The organism is Oerskovia jenensis (assembly GCF_016907235.1).
GTDB classification, from domain to species: Bacteria; Actinomycetota; Actinomycetes; order Actinomycetales; family Cellulomonadaceae; genus Oerskovia; species Oerskovia jenensis.
In genome coordinates this window covers 2,667,727-2,688,681 of the sequence record NZ_JAFBBO010000001.1, presented here as the reverse complement: position 1 = coordinate 2,688,681, position 20,955 = coordinate 2,667,727, and the positions used below count along the sequence as shown (strand labels likewise).

Sequence of the window (20,955 nt, the reverse complement as noted above, 5' to 3'; positions counted from 1 at the left end):
CGACGACAACTACTCCGCACTCACGGGGCCTCGACGTGCCAGAACGTGTCGGTCGCCCCGGGCCGACGAACACGTCGGGCAGGTTGCCGATCCACTCCGGGTTGAGGACACCCTTGATCATGTCGCTCCAGCGCAGGTCGGTCATGGGTTGAGTCTGGCAGCCCCGCTGAGTGCGTGATTCGGCTGCGACTCGCCGGGCGTTTCGCAGCGGAATCATGCACTCAACGACACGCCGGCCCGACGGCGGAGCGCACCCTCCCGGGGAAGGTGCGCTCCGGCGTCGGGCCGGGACCCGTCACGGGTGGACGAGGATCTTCACCGCGGTCTCGTTACGGCGGACCAGGGTGTCGAAGCCCTTGCTCACGAGGTCCTCGAGCGGGATCTTCGCCGTGATGAAGGGCGCGAGGTCGACCTTGCCCTCCTGGACCAGCCGGATCGTCTCGGCGTGGTCGCGCACGTAGGCGATCGTGCCGCGCAGGTCGATCTCCTTGAGAACGAGCTTCTGCATGTCGACCGCGGCGGGCTTGCCCCAGATCGACACGACGACGATCACTCCCGCGGGACGGACCGCGTCGAAGAGCTGGTCGAGGACCGCGTTGACGCTCGTGCACTCGAAGGCCACGTCGACGCCCTTGCCGCCCGTGATCTCGCGGACGCGGGAGATGAGGTTGTCCTGCGTGGGGTCGACGACGTGGTCGGCGACGCCCGTCTCACGGGCCTTGGTCTTCCGGGCCTCGGAGACCTCGGACATGATGACCGTGACGCCCTGCGCCTTGAGGACCGCGGCCGTGAGCAGGCCGATGGGGCCCGCGCCGCCGACGAGCGCGACGTCGCCGGCCTTCGCGCCCGAGCGCACGACGGCGTGGTGCCCGACCGACAGGGGCTCGATGAGCGCCGCCTGGTCGAGCGGGATGTCGCCCACGGGGTGGACCCAGCGACGGTCGACGACGACCTTCTCCGAGAGCCCGCCACCCCCACCGGCCAGGCCGATGAAGCCCATCTTGACGCACAGGTGGTAGTTGCCTGCCTCGCACTGCGCGCACTCACCGCACACGAAGTAGGGCTCGACGACGACCGACTCGCCGATCGTCAGGTCGTCCACGCCCTCGCCCAGCGCGGTCACGGTCCCGGAGAACTCGTGCCCCATCGTGACGGGCATCTCCTCGTGCGACAGCGGGTGGGGGTGGCCCGCCGCGGGGATGAAGATGGGGCCTTCGAGGTACTCGTGCAGGTCGGAACCGCAGATCCCGCACCACGCGATGTCGATCGCGACCGCGCCGGGCCGCAGCTCGGGAGCCGGGACCTCCTCGATGCGGATGTCCTGTCGTCCGTGGAAACGTGCAGCCTTCATGTCCTCGCCACGCCCTCTCTCGTTGGTCGCTGGGTTCCTGACAGGCGGCACCGTTCGAGCCGCCCAGATGCCCGGGGCAATTGCCACCCTAGGCACGTGACCTGCGGGAAAACCCCGCCAAAGGTCCCGAATCGGATGTGACATGTCCCTCGTCAGGGCGTCAGATCGAGGCGGTGCGCGGCCCGGCGACGCACCGCCCGGGCGGCGACGCGCGGAACCGGCGTACCGCCCGAGCGGCTCGCGTGGGAGGCCGCCGGTACGTTGGGGACCATGACGGACCCGGCGACGCCCGCTCCCCTGCGCGACACCCAGCTCCCCGGCAGCGGCGGCCTGCTGCTCCTCGACTCCGCGTCGCAGTACTTCCGCGCGTTCTTCGGCGTCCCGGACTCGGTCAAGGCCCCGGACGGCACGCCCGTCAACGCGGTGCGCGGCTTCCTCGACACCATCGCGGTGCTCGTGGCCGAGCGCCGGCCCGCGCGCCTCGTGGCCTGCTGGGACGACGACTGGCGGCCCGCGTTCCGCGTCGACGCCATCCCGTCCTACAAGGCCCACCGCGTCGCGACCGAGGTCCCCGGCACCACGGGCATCGAGGAGGTGCCCGAGGCCCTGACCGCTCAGGTCCCGATCATCGTCGACATCCTCGCGGCCCTCGGCGTCGCGCGGGTCGGGTGCCCCGGCTACGAGGCGGACGACGTGATCGGCACGCTCGTCGAGCGCGAGTCGGTCCGGCGGCGCGCCGTGCGCGAGGCGGGTGGGGAGCCCGGGGCGGGCGGCGCCGTCGGGCCCGCGTCACCCGACGCCGGGCCGGTCGAGGTCGTCACGGGCGACCGGGACCTGTTCCAGCTCGTCGACGACGACGTGCCCGTGCGCGTCCTGTACACCGCGCGCGGCCTCAAGAAGCTCGACGTCGTGGACGTGGAGCGCCTGGCCGAGCGCTACGGCGTGTCATCGGGCCAGGCGTACGCCGACATGGCCGCGCTGCGCGGCGACCCGAGCGACGGCCTGCCGGGCGTCGCGGGCATCGGGGAGAAGACCGCGGCGGGCCTGCTGGCCCGGTACGGCGACCTCGCGCGCATCCTGCGTGCTCGCGACGAGGGCGACAAGGGCCTGAGCCCCACGCAGCGGCGCCGGCTCACCGAGGCCGCGGACTACCTGGCCGTCGCGCCGCTCGTGGTCCAGGTCGCGCGCGACGCACCCATCCCCCCGGTGCCCGACGACGTCCCGTCCGCGCCCGCGGACGCTGCGGCCCTCGACGAGCTCGCCGCGCGGTGGGGGTTGCGGTCGAGCGTGGACCGGGTCCTGGAGGCGTTCGCGTCGGTGCGGTGAACGGCTGTGCGGCTGCGCGGCGATGGTCGTCAGCGGCGGGGCGCCCGGCGGTGACGACGTCGCTCGTCGCCGCGCAGGCCGCCGAGGAACGCCCGGACGACGATCACCACGAAGACCACGATCGCCACGACGACGACGAGGTTCACGACCTGCCAGGGCTTGATGTCCACTGCACTTCCCTTGGTCGGCACCGTCCGCAGCGGGGGCTCCCGTCGCGCGTCGGTGCGTTGCAAGGAGGGTCCCACACGCCGGCTGTGTCGTACAGATCCCTGGCCTCACCATGGTTGACACCGCTGTCATCGGTGCAGGATCGTACGATGACGTCGCCCCCGACCGGCCTGGAGCCCTGATGCCCTCTCACGCCCCGCACGTCCTCGTCGTCGGCGAGGCGCTCGTCGACGAGGTCCGACGTGCCGACGGCACGACCGCCGAGCACCCCGGCGGCAGCCCCGCCAACGTCGCGCTGACCCTCGGCCGGCTCGGCCGCGACGTCCGGCTCGCGGCCCATCTCGGCCGCGACGAGCGCGGCGACACGATCCGCGCCTGGCTCGCCGACTCGGGCGTCGCCCTCACCACCGGGTCCGACGGCGCCGCCGCCACGAGCGTCGCGCGCGCGGTCCTCGACGGGTCGGGGGCCGCGACGTACGACTTCGCGATCACGTGGGACCTGGCCCCCGGCACCGGAGCGACCGACTCGACGCTCGCGGTCCACACCGGGTCGATCGCCGCAGTCCTCGAACCCGGCGCGACCGCGGTCCACTCCCTGGTCCTGGCAGCGCGCGAGCACGCGACCATCACCTACGACCCGAACGCTCGGCCCAGCCTCATGGGCACCCCCGAGACCGCGCTTACCCGGATCGAGCCCCTCGTCGCGGCCGCGGACGTCGTCAAGGTCAGCGACGAGGACGTCGAGTGGTTGCACCCGGGCGCGGACCCCGTGGAGATCGCCCGCCGGTGGGCAGGGGCCGCCGGCACCCAGCAGGGTCCCGCGATCGTCGTCGTGACGTTCGGCGGCGAGGGAGCCGTCGCAGTGTGCGCGGCAGGCGAGGTCCGGGTCGAGGCACCGCGGGTCGACGTCGTGGACACCGTGGGCGCGGGCGACACCTTCATGGGCGCGCTCGTCGACGGGCTGTGGGAGCAGGACCTCCTGGGCGGGGCGAGGCGCGAAACGCTCCGGGCGATCGACCTGGACACGCTGACCACGGTGCTCGACCGATGCGTGGCGGCCGCCGCGATCACGGTCTCACGCGCGGGGGCGAACCCGCCGTGGCGTGCGGAGCTCACGAACTGAGGTCCCGCCCGCCGACGGTGACGCACCCGACTGCCGAGGGTGACGTGCCGTTCCGCCGACGGTCACGGGCGATGTCGCCGACTGTGACCGCACTAGCTGCCGAGGGTGACGTAGTCGGCCGCTGAGGGTGACTCTCTGTCACCCTCGCCAGGCACGACCGTCACCCTCGGCGGGCTACCCGGTCACCCTCGGCGGGCCTGTCCGTCGCCCTCGGCGACCCGGCACGTCACCCTCACGCCGCCCCGATCGCCTCCTCGACGCCCAGCTCGAGCAGCAGCCGTCGCCGGAAGTCCCCGAACCCCGGGACCCCTCGGCGCCGCGGCCGGTCGAACGGCACCTCGAGCTCGACCCCGACCTTCCCGTCCTGGAGCACGGCCACGCGGTCGGCGAGCAGGATCGCCTCGTCGACGTCGTGCGTCACGAGCAGCACCGCGGGCTGGTGCTCGTGGCACAGCTCGGCCACGAGCGCCTGCATCTTGATGCGGGTCAGGGCGTCGAGCGCGGCGAACGGCTCGTCGAGCAGCAGCAGCCGGGGGTTGCGCACGAGCGCCCGGGCGAGCGCGACGCGCTGCGCCTCTCCTCCGGACAGGGTCGTGGGCCACGCGGCCTCGCGCCCGCCGAGGCCCACCTCCTCGAGCGCCGCCGAGGCTGCCGCGCGCCGGTCGCGGGTGGCCCGCTGCCCGAGGATCACGTTGGATCCGACGCGCTTGGACGCGACGAGCCGCGGCTCCTGGAACACGACGGTCCGCTCGGCGGGGGCCTCGACGGTCCCGGTGTCGTGGCTCTCGAGCCCGGCGAGGATGCGCAGCAGCGTCGTCTTGCCGGAGCCGCTGGCGCCGAGCAGCGCGACGAACTCGCCGGGGCGCAGCGTCAGCGAGAAGTCCTCGAGGATGGTCCGGTCGCCGTACGACTTCCCGACGTCCTGCACCCGGACGGTCGGTGCGGCGAGGTCCGGCACGGTCGGTGCGCTCATGACTTTCTCCCGAGTCGCTTGTAGGGCAGCAGGACGCGTTCGAGGCTACGCACGACGAGGTCGACCGACAGCCCCCACACCGCGTAGATCAGCACGCACACCACGAGCACGTCCATCTGGAAGTACTGCTGCGCGGAGACCATGAGGAACCCGATGCCGCGCGGCGCGTTGGACATCTCCGCGACGATCAGCGCGAGCAGCGACACCGACAGGGACACCCGCAGCCCGACGAGGACCGAGGGGATGGCCTCGGGCAGGATGACGTGCCGCACGAGCCCGAGCCCGCGCAGCCCGAACACCTTGCCCGCCTCGAGGATCTTGCGGTCGACGTTGCGCACGCCGCTGTGGGTGTTGAGGTAGAGCGGGAACAGCGCGGCGGCCGCGATGATGATGATCTTGGGTCGTTCGTCGATCCCGAACCAGAGGATGAGCAACGGCGCGATCGCGAGGAACGGGATGGTGCGCAGCATCTGGAGCGTGGGGTCGAGGAGCTGGTCGCCCAGGCGGAACAGCCCCGCCACGACGCCGAGCGTGAGCCCCAGCAGCCCGCCGACCGCGAAGCCCACGGCCACGCGCCCGAGCGAGACGGACAGGTTCTCCCACAGCACCCCCGTGCTGACGAGCGTGGCGAACGCGTCGGCGACCTGCCAGGGCGCGGGGAACTGCTTCTCGTCGATCCAGCCCTGGGCCGAGCCCAGGAACCAGGCCGCGAGGATCGCGGTGGGCACCGAGGCGCGCAGCAGCCCGTCGCGCGGCGAGCGTGTCCTCCTGCCCGACGACGCAGCACCGGTCCGCGCCCCGGCGGCGCCCCCGGAGGTGGCCGGCACCGTGCCCGCGCCTGCCGCGACGCCCGAGGTGGACGCGGGAGCAGCGGTGCGCGGCGTCGTCGTGCCGGTGGTCACTCGACGCCCCACGTGCTGACGTCGAACGCCTTCGGGGCAGCCCCCGAGCCGACGAGGAAGTCGAGCGTCGACTGGACGGTCTCGAGCCCGTCGGGGTCGATGGCCTGCGTGCCGTACTGCCAGAGCTCGGCCTCCTTGACGACCTCGACGGGCGAGCCCGTGGCCTCGAAGACCCACTGGGCGTAGGCGTCGTGGTCGGCCTCGATCTTCGCGATGCCCGCCTCGGTGACCTCCCAGACCGCGGCGGCGAGCTGCGGGTTGGCGTCGTAGGTCTCTCGCGAGGTGAGCGAGACGTTGGTCGCGAGCAGGTCGGGGTCGTCCTCGCTGGCCTTGGACAGGACGGGGAAGTCGTTCTTCAGGCGCCAGATCCCGGCCGTGGTCGCGGGGACCGGGACGGCGTCGATGTCGCCACGCTGGAGCGCGGGCAGGGCGTCGGCGAACAGGAGGTTGACGAGCTCGACGTCTTCGAGGACACCGGCCCGTTCCAGGACCGCACGGCCGTACTTGTCGAAGTTGGAGCCGAACTGGAGCCCGACCTTCTTGCCCGCGAGCTGGTCGATCGTCGTGACGCCGCCGGCCTTGGTGAGGAACCAGATGTCGGAGGACGGCTTGGCGATGACGAGCGCCGGGACGTCGAGGCCGCTCGCCTTGGCCTGCGTCGCCGGGGTGTCGCCGATGAAGCCGACCTGGATGTCGCCCGTCTGGAGGGCCTGGACCACGGGCGGCCCGTTGTTGAACCCGACGAACCCCTCGTACGCGAAGCCGTGCTTCGCGAGGATCTCGTCCGCGATCCCGGTCTCTGCCGCGTAGCCGAACGGCCCGGTCGCGACCGGCGTCTTGCCCGCGACGCCGTTCCACGGTCCGCCCGTGGTCAGGGGCGCGAGCTCGGCGGCGGCGCTCGACCCGTCGCCCGACTGCGTCGCGGCCTCCGACGTGGAGCAGGCCGCGAGCGCGGCGACGAGGGCGAGCGACGCCAGGGCGGCGAGGGTGCGGTTCCGGCTCATGAGGGGGCTCCTTGGGGGGTGGTCGGGATGCTGTCTGGCGGGGTGCGGTCGTGGGACAGGAGGTCGTCGGAGACGCGGTCGAGGGAGGGTGCCGCCGGGGCGAGCGCGGCCGCGCGGTGGTAGTCGACGTCGGACGCGAGGACCGCGGGGGTGGGCTCGCCGCCCTGCGCGGTGACCGGCGTGCCGACCGTCCCGGTGTCCTGGTCGCCGCCCTGTCCTCGCGGTGCCCGCCGCCACCCGACCCGGTCCCGGTACAGGCCCAGGAGGTCGCGGTCGAGCAGGTCGGCCTCGTCGAGGAACGGCGAGCCGGCGGGCTCGGGCGTCCGGGAGGGGGCCACGAAGATCGCGTCCTCGGGGCAGTACGCCTCGCACTGGAAGCAGGTCTGGCAGTCGGAGTGCCGCGCGATGGTGGGCACGCCGCCGTCGACCGCCTCGAAGACGTTGGTGGGGCAGATGCGCACGCAGATGTCGCACGACGTGCAGCGCGCGGCGTTGAGGATCTCGATCACGACGCCTCCTCGGTCCGGGTCGGTGGGGTGGTCGGGTGCGGCGCTCCCGCGAGGGACGGACCTGGAGCGCCGGCGTAGGGCGCCCCCGCGTCCCCGGTCACGGGCGGCTCCGGGTCCGGCACGACCCACAGGTCGCGCAGCCCGCCCGTGAGCAGGCGCCGGGCCTGCTGCGGGTCGGTGTCGGGGAAGTCGGTGCGGGTGTGCATGCCGCGGGTCTCGGTGCGGTGCAGCGCGGTGCGGTCGGCCCAGCGCGCCGTCGCGAGCATGCCCGCGGTCTCGCGCGTGCGGATCGCGTCGAGGCCGCGCGCGTCGGTGGGCACGAGCTCGGTGCCCGCGCGGTCCCACAGGTCGTCGAGCGTGTCGAGCGAGCGCACGAGGCCGTGGTGATGACGGAAGGCCGACTTGTCGATGGGCAGCATCTCGTCACGGACCGCGGCCGTGATCTCGCGCCACGCGTCGGCCGGGGCCGACCGTCCGGGCCGCGCGCCGCCGTCGGGCCGCAGACCCAGCGTGCCCGTGGGGTCGAGGCGCACGCTGCGGGACGACGGGCCGCGGTCTGTCGCCAGGGCGGCCGCGGCCCGGCCCGACCACGTGCCCGACGCGACGGCCCACGCCAGGTTGGGTCCGCCCGCGCCGGTCGCGGCGCCGACCACGCGGTCGCGCGCCGCGACGTCGCCCGCCGCGTACAGGCCCGGGACGCCCGTCCAGGCGTCGCGGTCGAGCACGTGGATGCCGCCTGTGCCGCGGACCGTGCCCTCCTGGACCCAGTCCATGGGGAAGCGCTCGGTGAACGGGTCGACGCCCAGCTTGTCCGTGACCATGAAGAAGTTGGGCATGGCCGCGCGCAGGGTCGGGCGGACCTCGGGCGGGAACTGGGTGAACTGGGCCGTGATCGTGCCGCGCAGCGAGGCGCCGAGCAGCTCGGCGCGGCTCTTGTGCAGGTTCTCGTACGCGATGGGGACGCCCTCGTGGTCCCAGTAGGAGGCCGTGACGAAGAAGCCGTTCTTGTCCATCGAGGTGCCGAACGGGACCATGCCGTAGAAGTTGGAGAACTCCATGCTCGACAGGTGAGCGCCCACCTCGGCGGCCATGAGGTGGCCCTCGCCCGTGTTGACGTCGCCGCCCAGGGAGTGCGACTTCCAGGTGGTCCCACCCGTCGCGAGCACGACGGCGCCGCTCGCCACGCGCCACGGGCGCCCGGTCTGGCGCTGGTAGCCCTGGGCGCCCGAGACGACGCCCGCACCGTCGACCAGGAGCTCGAGCGCGGGGCTGTGGTCGAGGACCGTGACGCCGTTCTTCTTGACCTTGCCACGCAGGAAGCGCAGGTAGTCGGGCGACGATCCCGAGAAGGACCGCTCGCCGGGGCGGCGCGCGAAGGGGTTCGGGGCCTGGGCGGGGCCGCCTGCTCCGCCGCGGGCACCGGTGCCTGCTGGGCGCGAGCGGCGCGTGCGCTCGTACCCCCAGCCCTCGATGAGCGCGGTGCGGTACCAGGCCTCGTCGAGGACGTCGTTGGTCCAGTCGCGGTCGGTCAGGTGGCCGCCCTGCTCCTCGCGCGGCGTGATCTCCTCGTCGCGGCGCTCGGCGTCCGGCGGGACGAGCCAGTGCCCGACGCCGGCCGTCGCCGCGACGCCGCTCGTGCCGCAGTAGCCCTTGTCGACCAGGACGACGCTCGCGCCCTGCTCGGTCGCGGCGATCGCGGACCAGGTCGCGGCGGGGCCGCCACCGATCACGAGGACGTCGGCGTGCAGGAGCAGGTGCTCGGCGGAGTCCTCGACGAGGGCGGGTCGGGGGGCACGGTGAGAGGTGGGTCGATGTGCTCCGGGACCCGAGGAGGCTCGGGCGACCGAAGGAGAGCGGGGGGAGGTAGAGGGCACAACCATGAGGGGTCGCTTTCGGGGGGCCGCGACCTGGTCGCGGGTGCACAGGAGCGCCGGTGGGGGGCGGCGCAGGGGGCTGTTCCGTCGGGTCAGACGGGACGACAGCAACAGCCCGGCGCGGTGGCGCGGAGCGCGCGGTGCGTCGGCTCGGTGTGCATGAGAGGGACGCTAGTTGAACTGGACCGAAACGGTCCAGATTCGTCTCACGGATGAGACAAGGTTTCGCAGTGTTAACCGTGCAGCGTTGAACCGGTGGAACATCTGACGCCGACGGTGACGCCCCGAACCGCCGACGGTGACGGTGCGAGCCGCCGAGGGTGACGGTTCGTCACCCTCGGCAGGCACGAGCATCACCCTCGGCGACCCACGCCGTCACCCTCGGCGTGCGTCCTCTCCCCCGCCCCGCAGCTCGACCTCGTCCCCGAACGGCCGCGTGACCCACGCCTCCGAGTCCCCGACGAGGTGAGCGACGTCGTCGGGCAGCGTGCCCGACGCGAGGTCCGCGATCGTGACGTGCTCCAGGACCGAGCGCATCGCGACCCGCAGCGCGACCCACGTCTGCTGGAGCGCCGCCGCGGACGCCGCGTACGACGTGTCCTCGGGCTGGACGCCGGCGACGTTCGCGAGCGGGCCGTCGATCGCCCGGATGACGTCCGCGACCGCGATCCTCGCCGGGTCCGCCGCCAGCCGGAACCCTCCCTCGGCGCCCCGACGGCTCTCGACCAGGCCGGACCTGCGCAGCTGGTTGAGGATGCCCAGGAGGAACGACCCCGGGATGCGCTGCGCCTTGCCGACGCGCTCCGCGGTCACGAACCCCTCGTCGTAGGCGACGGCGAGCTCCACGCACGCGCGGACGGCGTAGTCGATCTTGGCGGTGATGCGCATGGGCCCAGTATGCCGACGGCATGTGACCGACCGTGCAGGATGATCGGGTGAAGCGCCCCGACCACCAGCGCGGTGCAGGGCGGTGCGGGTTCGGCCCGGGCGCCCGAGGTGTGCGAAGGTGCAGCGGTGACTTCGTACCGGGTGAGCCTCGTCGTCGGGATGCTGCGCCCTGGCGCGTCCCCGGAAGCCGTGCTGCCCGCCGCGGCTGCCGCTGCCCGCGAACGGACCGAGGTCGAGTCCTACGACCTGGGGATCGTGGCCGGCGAAGCCCGCGTCACGGTGCGCTTCCTCGCCGAGGACGACGACCAGGCGGCCGAGACCGCCCGGGCGGTCCGCGCCGCGGCCGGCGCCCTCGTCGAGGTGAGCGGCGCTGTCTTCACGCGCCGCTACGGACCGAAGTGGCACCCCGTCGCAGGCGGCATCCACCGCTGACCTGCACGTCCGCCGCTTCCGAGGCCGCCGCGGGTCTGGCGTTCTCACGGTCCGGACGGGGAGGGTGTCCTGTCCGGGCTCGGACGCGCTCGGCGCGGGTAGACCGTAGGTTGGACACATGCTTGCCGCCTACGTGACGCACTTCGACCAGCAGGACCCGCTCGCAGGGCTGACCGTGGGAGACCTGCCCGCTCCGGAGCCCCGGGAGAACTGGTCGGTGGTCGACGTCCGGGCCGCGAGCCTGAACCACCACGACCTGTGGTCGCTGCGCGGGGTGGGGCTGCGCGCCGAGCAGCTCCCGATGATCCTCGGCACCGACGCCGCGGGCATCGCCCCCGACGGCACCGAGGTCGTCGCCCACGGCGTGATCGGTGCCGACGGGCACGGCGTCGGCCCCTCCGAGTCCCGGACGCTCCTGTCCGAGAAGTACGCGGGCACGCTCGCCGAGCAGGTCGCCGTGCCCACGAAGAACCTGGTCCCCAAGCCGCCCGAGCTCACGTTCGTCGAGGCGGCGTGCCTCCCGACGGCGTGGCTCACCGCCTACCGCATGCTCTTCAGCGTCGCGGGGCTCGCCCCGGGCGACCGCGTGCTCGTCCAGGGGGCGGGGGGCGGCGTCGCGAGCGCCGCGACGCGCCTCGCGAGCGCGGCGGGCATCGAGGTGTTCGTGACGTCACGGTCGTCGGCCAAGCGGGCACGGGCCCTGCAGAACGGCGCGTCCGCGGTCTTCGAACCGGGCGCGCGGCCCCCCGCCCGGGTCGACGCCGTGATCGAGACCGTCGGTCAGGCCACGTGGTCGCACTCGATGCGCTCGGTCCGACCGGGCGGGACGGTCGTCGTCGCAGGGGCGACCTCGGGCGACGCGAGCCCCGCCGAGCTCTCACGCATCTTCTTCCAGGAGATCACGGTGCGCGGGGTCACGATGGGCTCGCGCGAGGACCTCGCGGCCCTGCTGCGGTTCCTCGCCCGCACCGACGTGCGCCCCACGATCGACGAGGTCTTCCCGCTCGCCCAGGCCGCGTCCGGCCTCGCCCGGCTCGACGCCGGGGAGCACTACGGGAAGATCGTGCTCACGACATGACCGAGGACGCGGAGCGGGGGCGCCCGGAGGGGGCCGGGCGCGAGACCAGGCGTGCCTCCGACGTCGGACCGGACGTCGACGCGGCCGCCGAGGGGGCCGCAGGCTCCACGCAGCGTGGCAGCGGGTCGCGGGCGACCGGCTCGGCGGGGTCGCACGAGTGGACGGGTTCGCCGCGCATCGCGGGGTCCGGACGTCGCCCCCGGACCACCGCTCCCCGGACCCTGACCCTCGCGTCGCTGCGAGCACCGCTCGCCGAGGCCGCCTCGCTCGTCCCGGCGGGGCCCCGCGGCCCTGCACCGCGACCGCGGGTCCGACCGCAGCGCGGGCGGTGGGAGGAGGACGTCCTGGGGCCGGACTATCGCCGTCTGACGCTCCAGCTCACGCCCGACGACGAAGGTGACGTCGTCGCGACCCTCGTCCGGTACGACCCACCGACCGAGGAACCCGTCCGCCCCGCGCGCGCGGTGCTGTACGTCCACGGGTGGAGCGACTACTTCTTCCAGACCGAGCTCGCCGAGTACTGGCACGCGCAAGGTGCGGCGTTCTACGCCGTGGACCTGCGCAAGTACGGGCGGAGCCTCCGGCCGCACCAGACCCCGGGATACATCGAACATCTCCACGAGTACGACGAGGACCTCGAGACCGCGCTCGCCATGATCCATGTCGAGCTCGGCGCGCACGCCTCGATCATGCTGGTCGGGCACTCGACAGGAGGGCTCACCGGGGTCCTGTGGGCGCACCGCAACCCCGGCCGGCTGCGCGGGCTCGTGCTCAACAGCCCGTGGTTGGAGCTCCAGGGGTCCTCGACGGTCCGGACCGTGTCCTCCCCGGCCATCCGGCAGCTCGCACGCTTCCAGCCCAAGGCCCCCCTGCCGAACATCGATCCCGGCTACTACGCCCGCACCCTGCGCGACCTCGAGAGCGGCGGTTGGGAGTTCAACCCCGCCTGGCGACCGGTCCCGTCGTTCGCCGTCCGGGCAGGGTGGTTGCGAGGCATCATCGAAGGCCACGCCACCGTGGCCGCCGGGCTGTCGGTCACGTGTCCGATCATCGTCCTGACGTCGGACCGGACCATCATCAGTCCCCGCTGGAGCGAGGACATGCGGCAGGCGGACATCGTGCTCGACGTCGAGCTGCTCGCCCGGCGCGCACCGAACCTCGGGCCCGTGGTGACGATCGCCCGCATCCCCGGAGGGATCCACGACCTGACGCTGTCCGGTCCAGGACCGCGCAGACGGTTCTACCGCGAGATCACCCGATGGCTCGCAGGGTACGGGTGGAGCTGAGCGAGAGCGCAGGGGCCCTGACCGGGCCCACGAGAATGCTGCGGATATGCCAAAGGCCCACCCCGTGAGGGGTGGGCCTTTGGTGAATGGTTGTCCGGCGGCGACCTACTCTCCCACCCCGTCTCCAGGGCAGTACCATCGGCGCTGAGAGGCTTAGCTTCCGGGTTCGGAATGGGACCGGGCGTTTCCCTCTCGCTATGACCGCCGTAACTCTATGGAGATGTCGGGACCCTGGTTACGAAGGGTGTGCCCGTATCTCGGGAACCGCACAGTGGACGCGTAGCAAAAAGTTTGAGTGTTATCAAGTTGTCGGCTTATTAGTACCGGTCAGCTTCAGCAGTCTTTAGTCCTGCCTTACACATCCGGCCTATCTACCCAGTGGTCTAGCTGGGAGCCTCTCCCCCTTGCGGGGATGGAAACCTCATCTTGAAGCAGGCTTCCCGCTTAGATGCTTTCAGCGGTTATCCCTTCCGAACGTAGCTAACCAGCCGTGCTCCTGGCGGAACAACTGGCACACCAGAGGTTCGTCCGTCCCGGTCCTCTCGTACTAGGGACAGCCCTTCTCAAGTTTCCTGCGCGCGCAGCGGATAGGGACCGAACTGTCTCACGACGTTCTAAACCCAGCTCGCGTACCGCTTTAATGGGCGAACAGCCCAACCCTTGGGACCTACTCCAGCCCCAGGATGCGACGAGCCGACATCGAGGTGCCAAACCATGCCGTCGATATGGACTCTTGGGCAAGATCAGCCTGTTATCCCCGGGGTACCTTTTATCCGTTGAGCGACGGCGCTTCCACAAGCCACCGCCGGATCACTAGTTCCGACTTTCGTCCCTGCTCGACCTGTCAGTCTCACAGTCAAGCTCCCTTGTGCACTTGCACTCGACACCTGATTGCCAACCAGGCTGAGGGAACCTTTGAGCGCCTCCGTTACATTTTAGGAGGCAACCGCCCCAGTTAAACTACCCACCAGGCACTGTCCCTGATCCGGATTACGGACCGAGGTTAGATATCCAGAGCGACCAGAGTGGTATTTCAACGTTGACTCCACACACACTGGCGTGCATGCTTCACAGTCTCCCACCTATCCTACACAAGCCGCACCGAACACCAATACCAAGCTATAGTAAAGGTCCCGGGGTCTTTCCGTCCTGCTGCGCGTAACGAGCATCTTTACTCGTAGTGCAATTTCGCCGAGTTCGCGGTTGAGACAGCGGAGAAGTCGTTACGCCATTCGTGCAGGTCGGAACTTACCCGACAAGGAATTTCGCTACCTTAGGATGGTTATAGTTACCACCGCCGTTTACTGGGGCTTAAATTCTGAGCTTCGCCCGAAGGCTGACCCGTCCTCTTAACCTTCCAGCACCGGGCAGGCGTCAGTCCGTATACATCGTCTTGCGACTTCGCACGGACCTGTGTTTTTAGTAAACAGTCGCTTCTCCCTGGTCTCTGCGGCCGTCAACGCTCGGGAAGCTAGTTCCGTCACGCATCGGGCCCCCCTTCTCCCGAAGTTACGGGGGCATTTTGCCGAGTTCCTTAACCACGATTCTCTCGATCGCCTTAGTATTCTCTACCTGACCACCTGAGTCGGTTTAGGGTACGGGCGGCTAGAACCTCGCGCCGAGGCTTTTCTTGGCAGCATAGGATCACCCAATTCGCGCATACGCGCTATCTATCAGTTCTCAGGCTATGTGAACAGCGGATTTGCCTACTGTTCGCCCTACAACCTTGGACACGGTCAACCATCGCCGTGCTGGGCTACCTTCCTGCGTCACCCCTGTTAATACGCTTACCTAGTACCGGTTCGGGTCGCGCGCCGCTCCAGCGATGTCTCCCGAAGGAGACGGTGCTGGTTAAGGGCGCTTAGCATCACCGGGTTCGGTATGGGCGGTTCTTCGCCGGTAGGAGAATATCAACTCCTTGTCCATCGACTACGCCTGTCGGCCTCGCCTTAGGTCCCGACTTACCCAGGGCGGATTAGCCTGGCCCTGGAACCCTTGGTCATTCGGCGGACGGGTTTCTCACCCGTCTTTCGCTACTCATGCCTGCATTCTCACTCGTGTAGGCTCCACCGCTGGGTTACCCCGCGACTTCACTGCCCACACGACGCTCCCCTACCCATCCACACGCCTGGACCACGAAGGCCTAGCGTTTGTGTGAATGCCACAGCTTCGGCGGTGTACTTGAGCCCCGCTACATTGTCGGCGCGGAATCACTTGACCAGTGAGCTATTACGCACTCTTTCAAGGGTGGCTGCTTCTAAGCCAACCTCCTGGTTGTCTGTGCAACTCCACATCCTTTCCCACTTAGCACACGCTTAGGGGCCTTAGCTGGTGGTCTGGGCTGTTTCCCTCTCGACTACGGAGCTTATCCCCCGCAGTCTCACTCCCGCGCTCTCACTTACCGGCATTCGGAGTTTGGCTGACGTCAGTAACCTTGTAGGGCCCATCGGCCATCCAGTAGCTCTACCTCCGGCAAGAAACACGCGAGGCTGCACCTAAATGCATTTCGGGGAGAACCAGCTATCACGAAGTTTGATTGGCCTTTCACCCCTAACCACAGGTCATCCCCCAGGTTTTCAACCCTGGTGGGTTCGGTCCTCCACGTAGTCTTACCCACGCTTCAACCTGCCCATGGCTAGATCACTTCGCTTCGGGTCTAGACCCAGCGACTCATTCGCCCTATTCAGACTCGCTTTCGCTACGGCTTCCCCACACGGGTTAACCTTGCCACTGAGCACTAACTCGCAGGCTCATTCTTCAAAAGGCACGCTGTCACCCCTGCTAGGGAGGCTCCAACGGATTGTAGGCACACGGTTTCAGGTACTATTTCACTCCCCTCCCGGGGTACTTTTCACCTTTCCCTCACGGTACTGGTCCGCTATCGGTCACTAGGTAGTATTTAGGCTTAGCAAGTGGTCTTGCCGGATTCACACGGGATTTCTCGGGCCCCGTGCTACTTGGGATCCCCTTCGGGAGGCCGCGTCATTTCGTCTACGGGGGTCGCACCCTCTGTGCCGGGCCTTTCAATGCCCTTCGACTATAACGCGGCTTTCTGACTCCCTGACCGGGTACCAGCCCGGTCTGAAAGGTCCCACAACCCCGCCCATGCAACGCCTGGTAGCTATCACACATGAACGGTTTGGCCTGTTCCGCTTTCGCTCGCCACTACTCACGGAATATCTCTTCCTGTCGGTACTGAGATGTTTCACTTCCCGACGTTCCCTCCACACACCCTATATATTCAGGTGCGGGTCACTGGACATGACTCCAGCGGGGTTTCCCCATTCGGAGATCCTCGGATCACGGTTCGTTTGCCAACTCCCCGAGGCTTATCGCAGGCTACAACGTCCTTCATCGGCTCCTAGTGCCAAGGCATCCACCCTGTGCCCTTAAAAACTTGACAACAAAAAATTGCAGAGAACAAAGATAAATCTTTGATCTTACAAAGATGCTCGCGTCCACTGTGCAGTTCTCAAGCTACGGACGATCCCACCCGCTCCCACGGCCTACCAACACAACGGTTGGCGGTTCACCCAGGAGACGCGATGGCCCGTTCAGAGCGACCCCACCCATGCGGGCGGTTCCCTCAGGACCCAACAGTGTGCTTGGCAAACCCATCCCCCGTACCCGTGATGTTCCACCACCCACACAAGGTGGGCAGGTACTGACACGAACCGTCATGGACGAGCTCTTCGTTAATGTTCCACCCTTGAGCAACCATCCACCCACGCGTTCGGCGGGTGCCATGGCCTCTGCACAACCAACGCCCGAGGGCGCCGGCTGTGAGTGATGCTCCTTAGAAAGGAGGTGATCCAGCCGCACCTTCCGGTACGGCTACCTTGTTACGACTTAGTCCCAATCGCCAGTCCCACCTTCGACAGCTCCCTCCACAAGGGTTGGGCCACCGGCTTCGGGTGTTACCGACTTTCGTGACTTGACGGGCGGTGTGTACAAGGCCCGGGAACGTATTCACCGCAGCGTTGCTGATCTGCGATTACTAGCGACTCCGACTTCATGGGGTCGAGTTGCAGACCCCAATCCGAACTGAGACCGGCTTTTTGGGATTCGCTCCACCTCGCGGTATCGCAGCCCTTTGTACCGGCCATTGTAGCATGCGTGAAGCCCAAGACATAAGGGGCATGATGATTTGACGTCATCCCCACCTTCCTCCGAGTTGACCCCGGCAGTCTCTTATGAGTCCCCACCATAACGTGCTGGCAACATAAGACGAGGGTTGCGCTCGTTGCGGGACTTAACCCAACATCTCACGACACGAGCTGACGACAACCATGCACCACCTGTACACCGACCTTGCGGGGCAACCATCTCTGGAAGTTTCCGGTGTATGTCAAGCCTTGGTAAGGTTCTTCGCGTTGCATCGAATTAATCCGCATGCTCCGCCGCTTGTGCGGGCCCCCGTCAATTCCTTTGAGTTTTAGCCTTGCGGCCGTACTCCCCAGGCGGGGCACTTAATGCGTTTGCTGCGGCACGGAACTCGTGGAATGAGCCCCACACCTAGTGCCCAACGTTTACGGCATGGACTACCAGGGTATCTAATCCTGTTCGCTCCCCATGCTTTCGCTCCTCAGCGTCAGTTGCGGCCCAGTGACCTGCCTTCGCCATCGGTGTTCCTCCTGATATCTGCGCATTCCACCGCTACACCAGGAATTCCAGTCACCCCTACCGCACTCTAGTCTGCCCGTACCCGATGCAAGCTCAAGGTTGAGCCTTGAGTTTTCACACCAGACGCGACAAACCGCCTACGAGCTCTTTACGCCCAATAATTCCGGACAACGCTTGCGCCCTACGTATTACCGCGGCTGCTGGCACGTAGTTAGCCGGCGCTTCTTCTGCAGGTACCGTCACTTGCGCTTCTTCCCTGCTGAAAGAGGTTTACAACCCGAAGGCCTTCATCCCTCACGCGGCGTCGCTGCATCAGGCTTTCGCCCATTGTGCAATATTCCCCACTGCTGCCTCCCGTAGGAGTCTGGGCCGTGTCTCAGTCCCAGTGTGGCCGGTCGCCCTCTCAGGCCGGCTACCCGTCGTCGCCTTGGTAGGCCATTACCCCACCAACAAGCTGATAGGCCGCGAGTCCATCCCAGACCGATAAATCTTTCCAGACACTCCCCATGCAGGGGCGTCTCGTATCCAGTATTAGACCTCGTTTCCAAGGCTTATCCCGGAGTCTGGGGCAGGTTACTCACGTGTTACTCACCCGTTCGCCACTGATCCGCCCAGCAAGCTGGGCATCACCGTTCGACTTGCATGTGTTAAGCACGCCGCCAGCGTTCGTCCTGAGCCAGGATCAAACTCTCCGTAAATGTTTGCTATCAACCCCGAAGGATTAACAACCATACGAAGCGGACCCGAAGGTCCATAATCATGGCTACAAACCGAAAACATGACGTTTTCAATTCATACCAAAAGAAGTCTCAACACGAACACACAACACACACCGAAGGTGCGCGCCACACGCCCATGCAGGACAATTGGCATTAACTATCAAGCACACTGTTGAGTTCTCAAGCAACCGACACGCACCGACTCCAACCCCTCAGGGGCCTTCACTCGGGGCAACTTGTTAATCTTATCAGACTTTCCGGGGCGTTCCGACCTCACGATTTCTCGTGAAGGGAGCCGCTCAAGCCGACCGCATTCCCTACTCCTCAAGGAAACAAGAAACCCCAGGAGTCTTCAGGAAGTGTGGTTCACCCGGGGGATCCAGCCACTTCGCGGCGGCTCCGAAGAGCTTCGCAGTGGTGTCTGTTCCTCCCTGCCGGGCTGACTCAGAGAACATTACGGGGGTCGAGGCCCGATGGTCAAACCCGTGCCCCGTGACCCCGGTCACCGGGGCTCGGACGGCGCCGGCGGGTGATCTCCAGCCCACGGGCTCCGCCCGCGACGACGATCTCGCGCGCGACCTGCGTCTGATCGCCGCGACGGCCGGAGGGACGGACGGACGGACCGACGGACCGACGGTCGGACGGACCGGACCGACCGGACCGACCGGACCGGACTACCGGACCAACCGGACCGACGGTTCGTCGTGCCTGGCGCTCCCCCAGGTAGCGTCGGCCCATGAGCTTCCACGACGACCCCTCGCGTCCACAGGTCGACCAGCACCCGGGTGAGAGCCAGCACGTCCGCGTGCACGTGCCCTGTGTCATCGAGGAACGGCATCTCGCTCGTGCTCTCGAGGTGTACCGAGAGCTGGTCGTTGCGACTCGTCAGGAGCCCGGTTGCCTGTCGTACGAACTTCTCCAGGGAAGGGACGACGCCACTCGGTTCGTCCTCGTCGAGGAGTGGGAGTCGCAGGAGCACCTCGACGCGCACACTCGGACGGAGCACTTCGTGCGACTCGTCGCAGCGCTCGAGGATCTCGAGAAGGCGGAGCCCGCTCTGCTCTACCGTCAGGTCCTCTAGGGCCCAGCACGGGAGTTCACCGGGGCCGTCTCCCTGCGGCCGGCCTCGACGTCGGCGCCGGTTCCCCTCAGCGAGCGAAGTTCTCCACGTCTCGCAGCCAGTCCGCGATCGCGCCGAGGTCCGCCGAGGTCAGCCCGACGGCGGGATCGACCTGGTGCAGCAGCGCGACGCCTGGATGATCGACGTCGATCCACCGCCGGTCGGCGTCCCCGATGACGTCGTCGACCCAGACGAACGGACGCCCCGCGGCGATCCGGACCAGTGCTCTCGTCTTCCACTGCAGGTCGTTCGCGCCACGGTCCCCCGCGTACGCGGGAAGATCCGCAACCGGGAGGCTCGGCAGGCCGAGCAAGGGTGCGATCACGTGGTTCGCCTCGTGCATCCAGGCCGTCGCCCAGACGAGCTCGCACCCCAACCCCGTCAACAGAGGACCCATCGCCCGGCCGATGCACGCCAGGTAGGGGTTCGATGCGGCGGTCCAGGTCTCGGGCGGGCCCGGCACCGACGGCATTCCCGGCCCTCCGAACGGAAGCAGGGTTCCGTCGATGTCGAGGAGCAGGATCGGTCGCGGTGCGATGGCCATGCGCGCACGGTAGCGCGGCCCTGGTCGTTTCCCTCGACCCCCGCGTGGATCGAGCGGGCCGGCTACGTCGCCGAGCGCTGTCGACGCGCTTCGTAGAGCACGATCGAGGCGGCGTTCGCGGCGTTGAGCGAGCTGGCCGCGCCGGCCATGGGGATGCTGAGCGTGACGTCGGCGGCATCTCGCCAGGCGCGCGAGAGACCCGCGGTCTCGTTGCCGATGAGGAGGAGGGTCGGACCTGTCAGGTCGTGCTCGGAGATCTGGGCCTCTCCGTCCTCGTCGGTCGCGACGACGACGATCGGCACGCCGCTCGCCCGCCGGCTCTCGACCCATTCCATGACCTCGAGGGGAGACTCCGCCCGGATCGTCGGTACCGCGAAGAACGAGCCGGTGGAGGCGCGCACCGCCTTCGGGTCGTACGCGTCGGCCGCATGCCCCGTGGTGATCACGCCGTGCGCGCCCAAGGCGTCGGCCGACCGGACGATCGACCCGATGTTGCCCGGCTGCGTCGGACGGTCGAACACCAGACCCAGGAAGTCCGCCGGCACGGGGATCCGCAGGAGGTCGTCCGCGGGCATCGCGACGACGGCGAGCAGCTCGGCCACGCCCTCGGACTTCTCGCTGAGCTCCCCGAGCAGCGGCGCGGCCATCGCGATCTTCTCTGCGTCGGGGAGGGAGGCGAGCAGGCCGCGGGCCCACGGCGAGAGCGACCGGTCCGCGTCGTACACCAGGGCACGGACGTCCCAGCGGTGCTCGATCGCCAGGTTGATGGGCCGGACTCCCTGCACGATGAACTCGCCCGCGCGATGACGCTTGGTCCTGTTCGCGAGCAACGTCTGCAGCACCTGAAAGCGTGCGTTCCGTGCGCTGATGCGGGTAACCACGTGTTCCTCCTGAACCGTTGTGCGGCGACGCGGTCCGGCCGTCGCCCCCTGGAAGGCTACCGGCTCACGACCGGTGCAGACTGTGTCCCTCGATCGGCAGCCCGGCCGACGCGTCGTGCGGGACCTGCGTCCGGGGGACATGACCATGCCTCGT

General features: G+C 68.5%; 16 protein-coding genes and 3 rRNA genes. 6 read left to right on the top strand and 13 right to left on the bottom strand.

What is annotated here, in order from left to right; translation table 11 throughout:
• Positions 1-295: 295 nt before the first annotated feature.
• Positions 296-1,351: a 2,3-butanediol dehydrogenase gene (locus JOD49_RS12100; RefSeq protein ID WP_205307409.1), complete on the bottom strand. Its 1,056-nt coding sequence runs from the start codon at positions 1,349-1,351 to the stop codon at positions 296-298.
• Positions 1,352-1,621: 270 nt separating this feature from the next.
• On the opposite strand from JOD49_RS12100, the gene JOD49_RS12095 reads away from it, so the two are divergent.
• Positions 1,622-2,677: a 5'-3' exonuclease gene (locus tag JOD49_RS12095; RefSeq protein WP_205307408.1), complete on the top strand. Its 1,056-nt coding sequence runs from the start codon at positions 1,622-1,624 to the stop codon at positions 2,675-2,677.
• Between the two features lie 29 nt (positions 2,678-2,706).
• On the opposite strand, the gene JOD49_RS12090 is transcribed toward JOD49_RS12095, so the two are convergent.
• Positions 2,707-2,847, bottom strand: a complete 141-nt coding sequence (locus tag JOD49_RS12090; protein ID WP_205307407.1) for a hypothetical protein — start codon at positions 2,845-2,847, stop codon at positions 2,707-2,709.
• Between the two features lie 179 nt (positions 2,848-3,026).
• Between JOD49_RS12090 and JOD49_RS12085 the strand changes: the two genes are divergently transcribed.
• Entirely contained in the window at positions 3,027-3,968 is a 942-nt protein-coding gene (locus JOD49_RS12085) for a carbohydrate kinase family protein (protein WP_205307406.1), read from the top strand.
• A 232-nt stretch (positions 3,969-4,200) separates the two neighbouring features.
• Here the strand turns inward: JOD49_RS12085 and JOD49_RS12080 are convergent, their stop codons facing one another.
• The 6 genes from JOD49_RS12080 to JOD49_RS12055 all read right to left on the bottom strand — a co-directional run bounded on the left by JOD49_RS12080 (position 4,201) and on the right by JOD49_RS12055 (position 10,118).
• The gene (locus JOD49_RS12080; RefSeq protein ID WP_205307405.1) at positions 4,201-4,941 is read right to left on the bottom strand and encodes an ABC transporter ATP-binding protein; all 741 of its coding nucleotides are present in this window, start codon (positions 4,939-4,941) and stop codon (positions 4,201-4,203) included.
• Positions 4,938-5,843, bottom strand: a complete 906-nt coding sequence (locus tag JOD49_RS20775; RefSeq protein ID WP_205307404.1) for an ABC transporter permease — start codon at positions 5,841-5,843, stop codon at positions 4,938-4,940. Before JOD49_RS20775 ends, JOD49_RS12080 begins: the two co-directional genes overlap by 4 nt.
• Complete coding sequence (locus tag JOD49_RS12070) at positions 5,840-6,847, bottom strand: ABC transporter substrate-binding protein (RefSeq protein ID WP_205307403.1); 1,008 nt, start codon at positions 6,845-6,847, stop codon at positions 5,840-5,842. Before JOD49_RS12070 ends, JOD49_RS20775 begins: the two co-directional genes overlap by 4 nt.
• A complete protein-coding gene (locus tag JOD49_RS12065) occupies positions 6,844-7,356 on the bottom strand; it encodes a 4Fe-4S dicluster domain-containing protein (protein WP_205307402.1) in 513 nt (170 codons plus the stop codon). The genes JOD49_RS12070 and JOD49_RS12065 overlap by 4 nt, the downstream gene beginning before the upstream one ends.
• A complete protein-coding gene (locus tag JOD49_RS12060; RefSeq protein WP_205307401.1) occupies positions 7,353-9,236 on the bottom strand; it encodes an FAD-dependent oxidoreductase in 1,884 nt (627 codons plus the stop codon). Before JOD49_RS12060 ends, JOD49_RS12065 begins: the two co-directional genes overlap by 4 nt.
• Before the next feature lie 369 nt (positions 9,237-9,605).
• On the bottom strand, positions 9,606-10,118 hold the full coding sequence (locus tag JOD49_RS12055) for an RrF2 family transcriptional regulator (RefSeq protein WP_205307400.1): 513 nt from the start codon (positions 10,116-10,118) through the stop codon (positions 9,606-9,608).
• A gap of 126 nt (positions 10,119-10,244) precedes the next feature.
• Here JOD49_RS12055 and JOD49_RS12050 point away from each other — a divergent pair, with 126 nt between their 5' ends.
• From JOD49_RS12050 to JOD49_RS12040, 3 genes are all read left to right on the top strand, one after another.
• Positions 10,245-10,550 (top strand): hypothetical protein, encoded by a 306-nt coding sequence (locus tag JOD49_RS12050; RefSeq protein ID WP_205307399.1) that lies wholly within the window; start codon positions 10,245-10,247, stop codon positions 10,548-10,550.
• Positions 10,551-10,668: 118 nt separating this feature from the next.
• Entirely contained in the window at positions 10,669-11,628 is a 960-nt protein-coding gene (locus JOD49_RS12045; protein WP_205307398.1) for a zinc-binding dehydrogenase, read from the top strand.
• The gene (locus JOD49_RS12040; protein WP_205307397.1) at positions 11,625-12,914 is read left to right on the top strand and encodes an alpha/beta fold hydrolase; all 1,290 of its coding nucleotides are present in this window, start codon (positions 11,625-11,627) and stop codon (positions 12,912-12,914) included. Before JOD49_RS12045 ends, JOD49_RS12040 begins: the two co-directional genes overlap by 4 nt.
• Before the next feature lie 92 nt (positions 12,915-13,006).
• Here the strand turns inward: JOD49_RS12040 and rrf are convergent.
• From rrf to JOD49_RS12025, 3 genes are all read right to left on the bottom strand, one after another.
• Positions 13,007-13,123, bottom strand: a 5S ribosomal RNA gene (gene rrf, locus JOD49_RS12035).
• 88 nt (positions 13,124-13,211) lie between these two features.
• Positions 13,212-16,317, bottom strand: a 23S ribosomal RNA gene (locus JOD49_RS12030).
• A 397-nt stretch (positions 16,318-16,714) separates the two neighbouring features.
• A 16S ribosomal RNA gene (locus JOD49_RS12025) occupies positions 16,715-18,235 on the bottom strand.
• Together the 16S, 23S and 5S rRNA genes form the textbook arrangement of a ribosomal RNA operon.
• 757 nt (positions 18,236-18,992) lie before the next feature.
• Here JOD49_RS12025 and JOD49_RS12020 point away from each other — a divergent pair.
• Positions 18,993-19,337: a putative quinol monooxygenase gene (locus tag JOD49_RS12020; protein WP_205307396.1), complete on the top strand. Its 345-nt coding sequence runs from the start codon at positions 18,993-18,995 to the stop codon at positions 19,335-19,337.
• Positions 19,338-19,404: 67 nt separating this feature from the next.
• Here JOD49_RS12020 and JOD49_RS12015 read toward each other — a convergent pair whose 3' ends face one another.
• Together JOD49_RS12015 and JOD49_RS12010 are read right to left on the bottom strand one after the other, a co-directional pair.
• Positions 19,405-19,920: an HAD domain-containing protein gene (locus tag JOD49_RS12015; RefSeq protein WP_205307395.1), complete on the bottom strand. Its 516-nt coding sequence runs from the start codon at positions 19,918-19,920 to the stop codon at positions 19,405-19,407.
• 62 nt (positions 19,921-19,982) lie between these two features.
• Positions 19,983-20,801 (bottom strand): TrmH family RNA methyltransferase, encoded by an 819-nt coding sequence (locus JOD49_RS12010; RefSeq protein WP_307822513.1) that lies wholly within the window; start codon positions 20,799-20,801, stop codon positions 19,983-19,985.
• Positions 20,802-20,955: the final 154 nt, after the last annotated feature.

What these genes read in the sequence shown, in the direction of transcription:
- JOD49_RS12100 (WP_205307409.1), bottom strand. Translation starts at nt 1,351, where the DNA reads ATGAAGGCTGCACGTTTCCACGGACGACAGGACATCCGCATCGAGGAG.
- JOD49_RS12095 (WP_205307408.1), top strand. Translation starts at nt 1,622, where the DNA reads ATGACGGACCCGGCGACGCCCGCTCCCCTGCGCGACACCCAGCTCCCC.
- JOD49_RS12085 (WP_205307406.1), top strand. Translation starts at nt 3,027, where the DNA reads ATGCCCTCTCACGCCCCGCACGTCCTCGTCGTCGGCGAGGCGCTCGTC.
- JOD49_RS12080 (WP_205307405.1), bottom strand. Translation starts at nt 4,941, where the DNA reads ATGAGCGCACCGACCGTGCCGGACCTCGCCGCACCGACCGTCCGGGTG.
- JOD49_RS12070 (WP_205307403.1), bottom strand. Translation starts at nt 6,847, where the DNA reads ATGAGCCGGAACCGCACCCTCGCCGCCCTGGCGTCGCTCGCCCTCGTC.
- JOD49_RS12060 (WP_205307401.1), bottom strand. Translation starts at nt 9,236, where the DNA reads ATGGTTGTGCCCTCTACCTCCCCCCGCTCTCCTTCGGTCGCCCGAGCC.
- JOD49_RS12055 (WP_205307400.1), bottom strand. Translation starts at nt 10,118, where the DNA reads ATGCGCATCACCGCCAAGATCGACTACGCCGTCCGCGCGTGCGTGGAG.
- JOD49_RS12045 (WP_205307398.1), top strand. Translation starts at nt 10,669, where the DNA reads ATGCTTGCCGCCTACGTGACGCACTTCGACCAGCAGGACCCGCTCGCA.
- JOD49_RS12040 (WP_205307397.1), top strand. Translation starts at nt 11,625, where the DNA reads ATGACCGAGGACGCGGAGCGGGGGCGCCCGGAGGGGGCCGGGCGCGAG.
- JOD49_RS12020 (WP_205307396.1), top strand. Translation starts at nt 18,993, where the DNA reads ATGAGCTTCCACGACGACCCCTCGCGTCCACAGGTCGACCAGCACCCG.
- JOD49_RS12015 (WP_205307395.1), bottom strand. Translation starts at nt 19,920, where the DNA reads ATGGCCATCGCACCGCGACCGATCCTGCTCCTCGACATCGACGGAACC.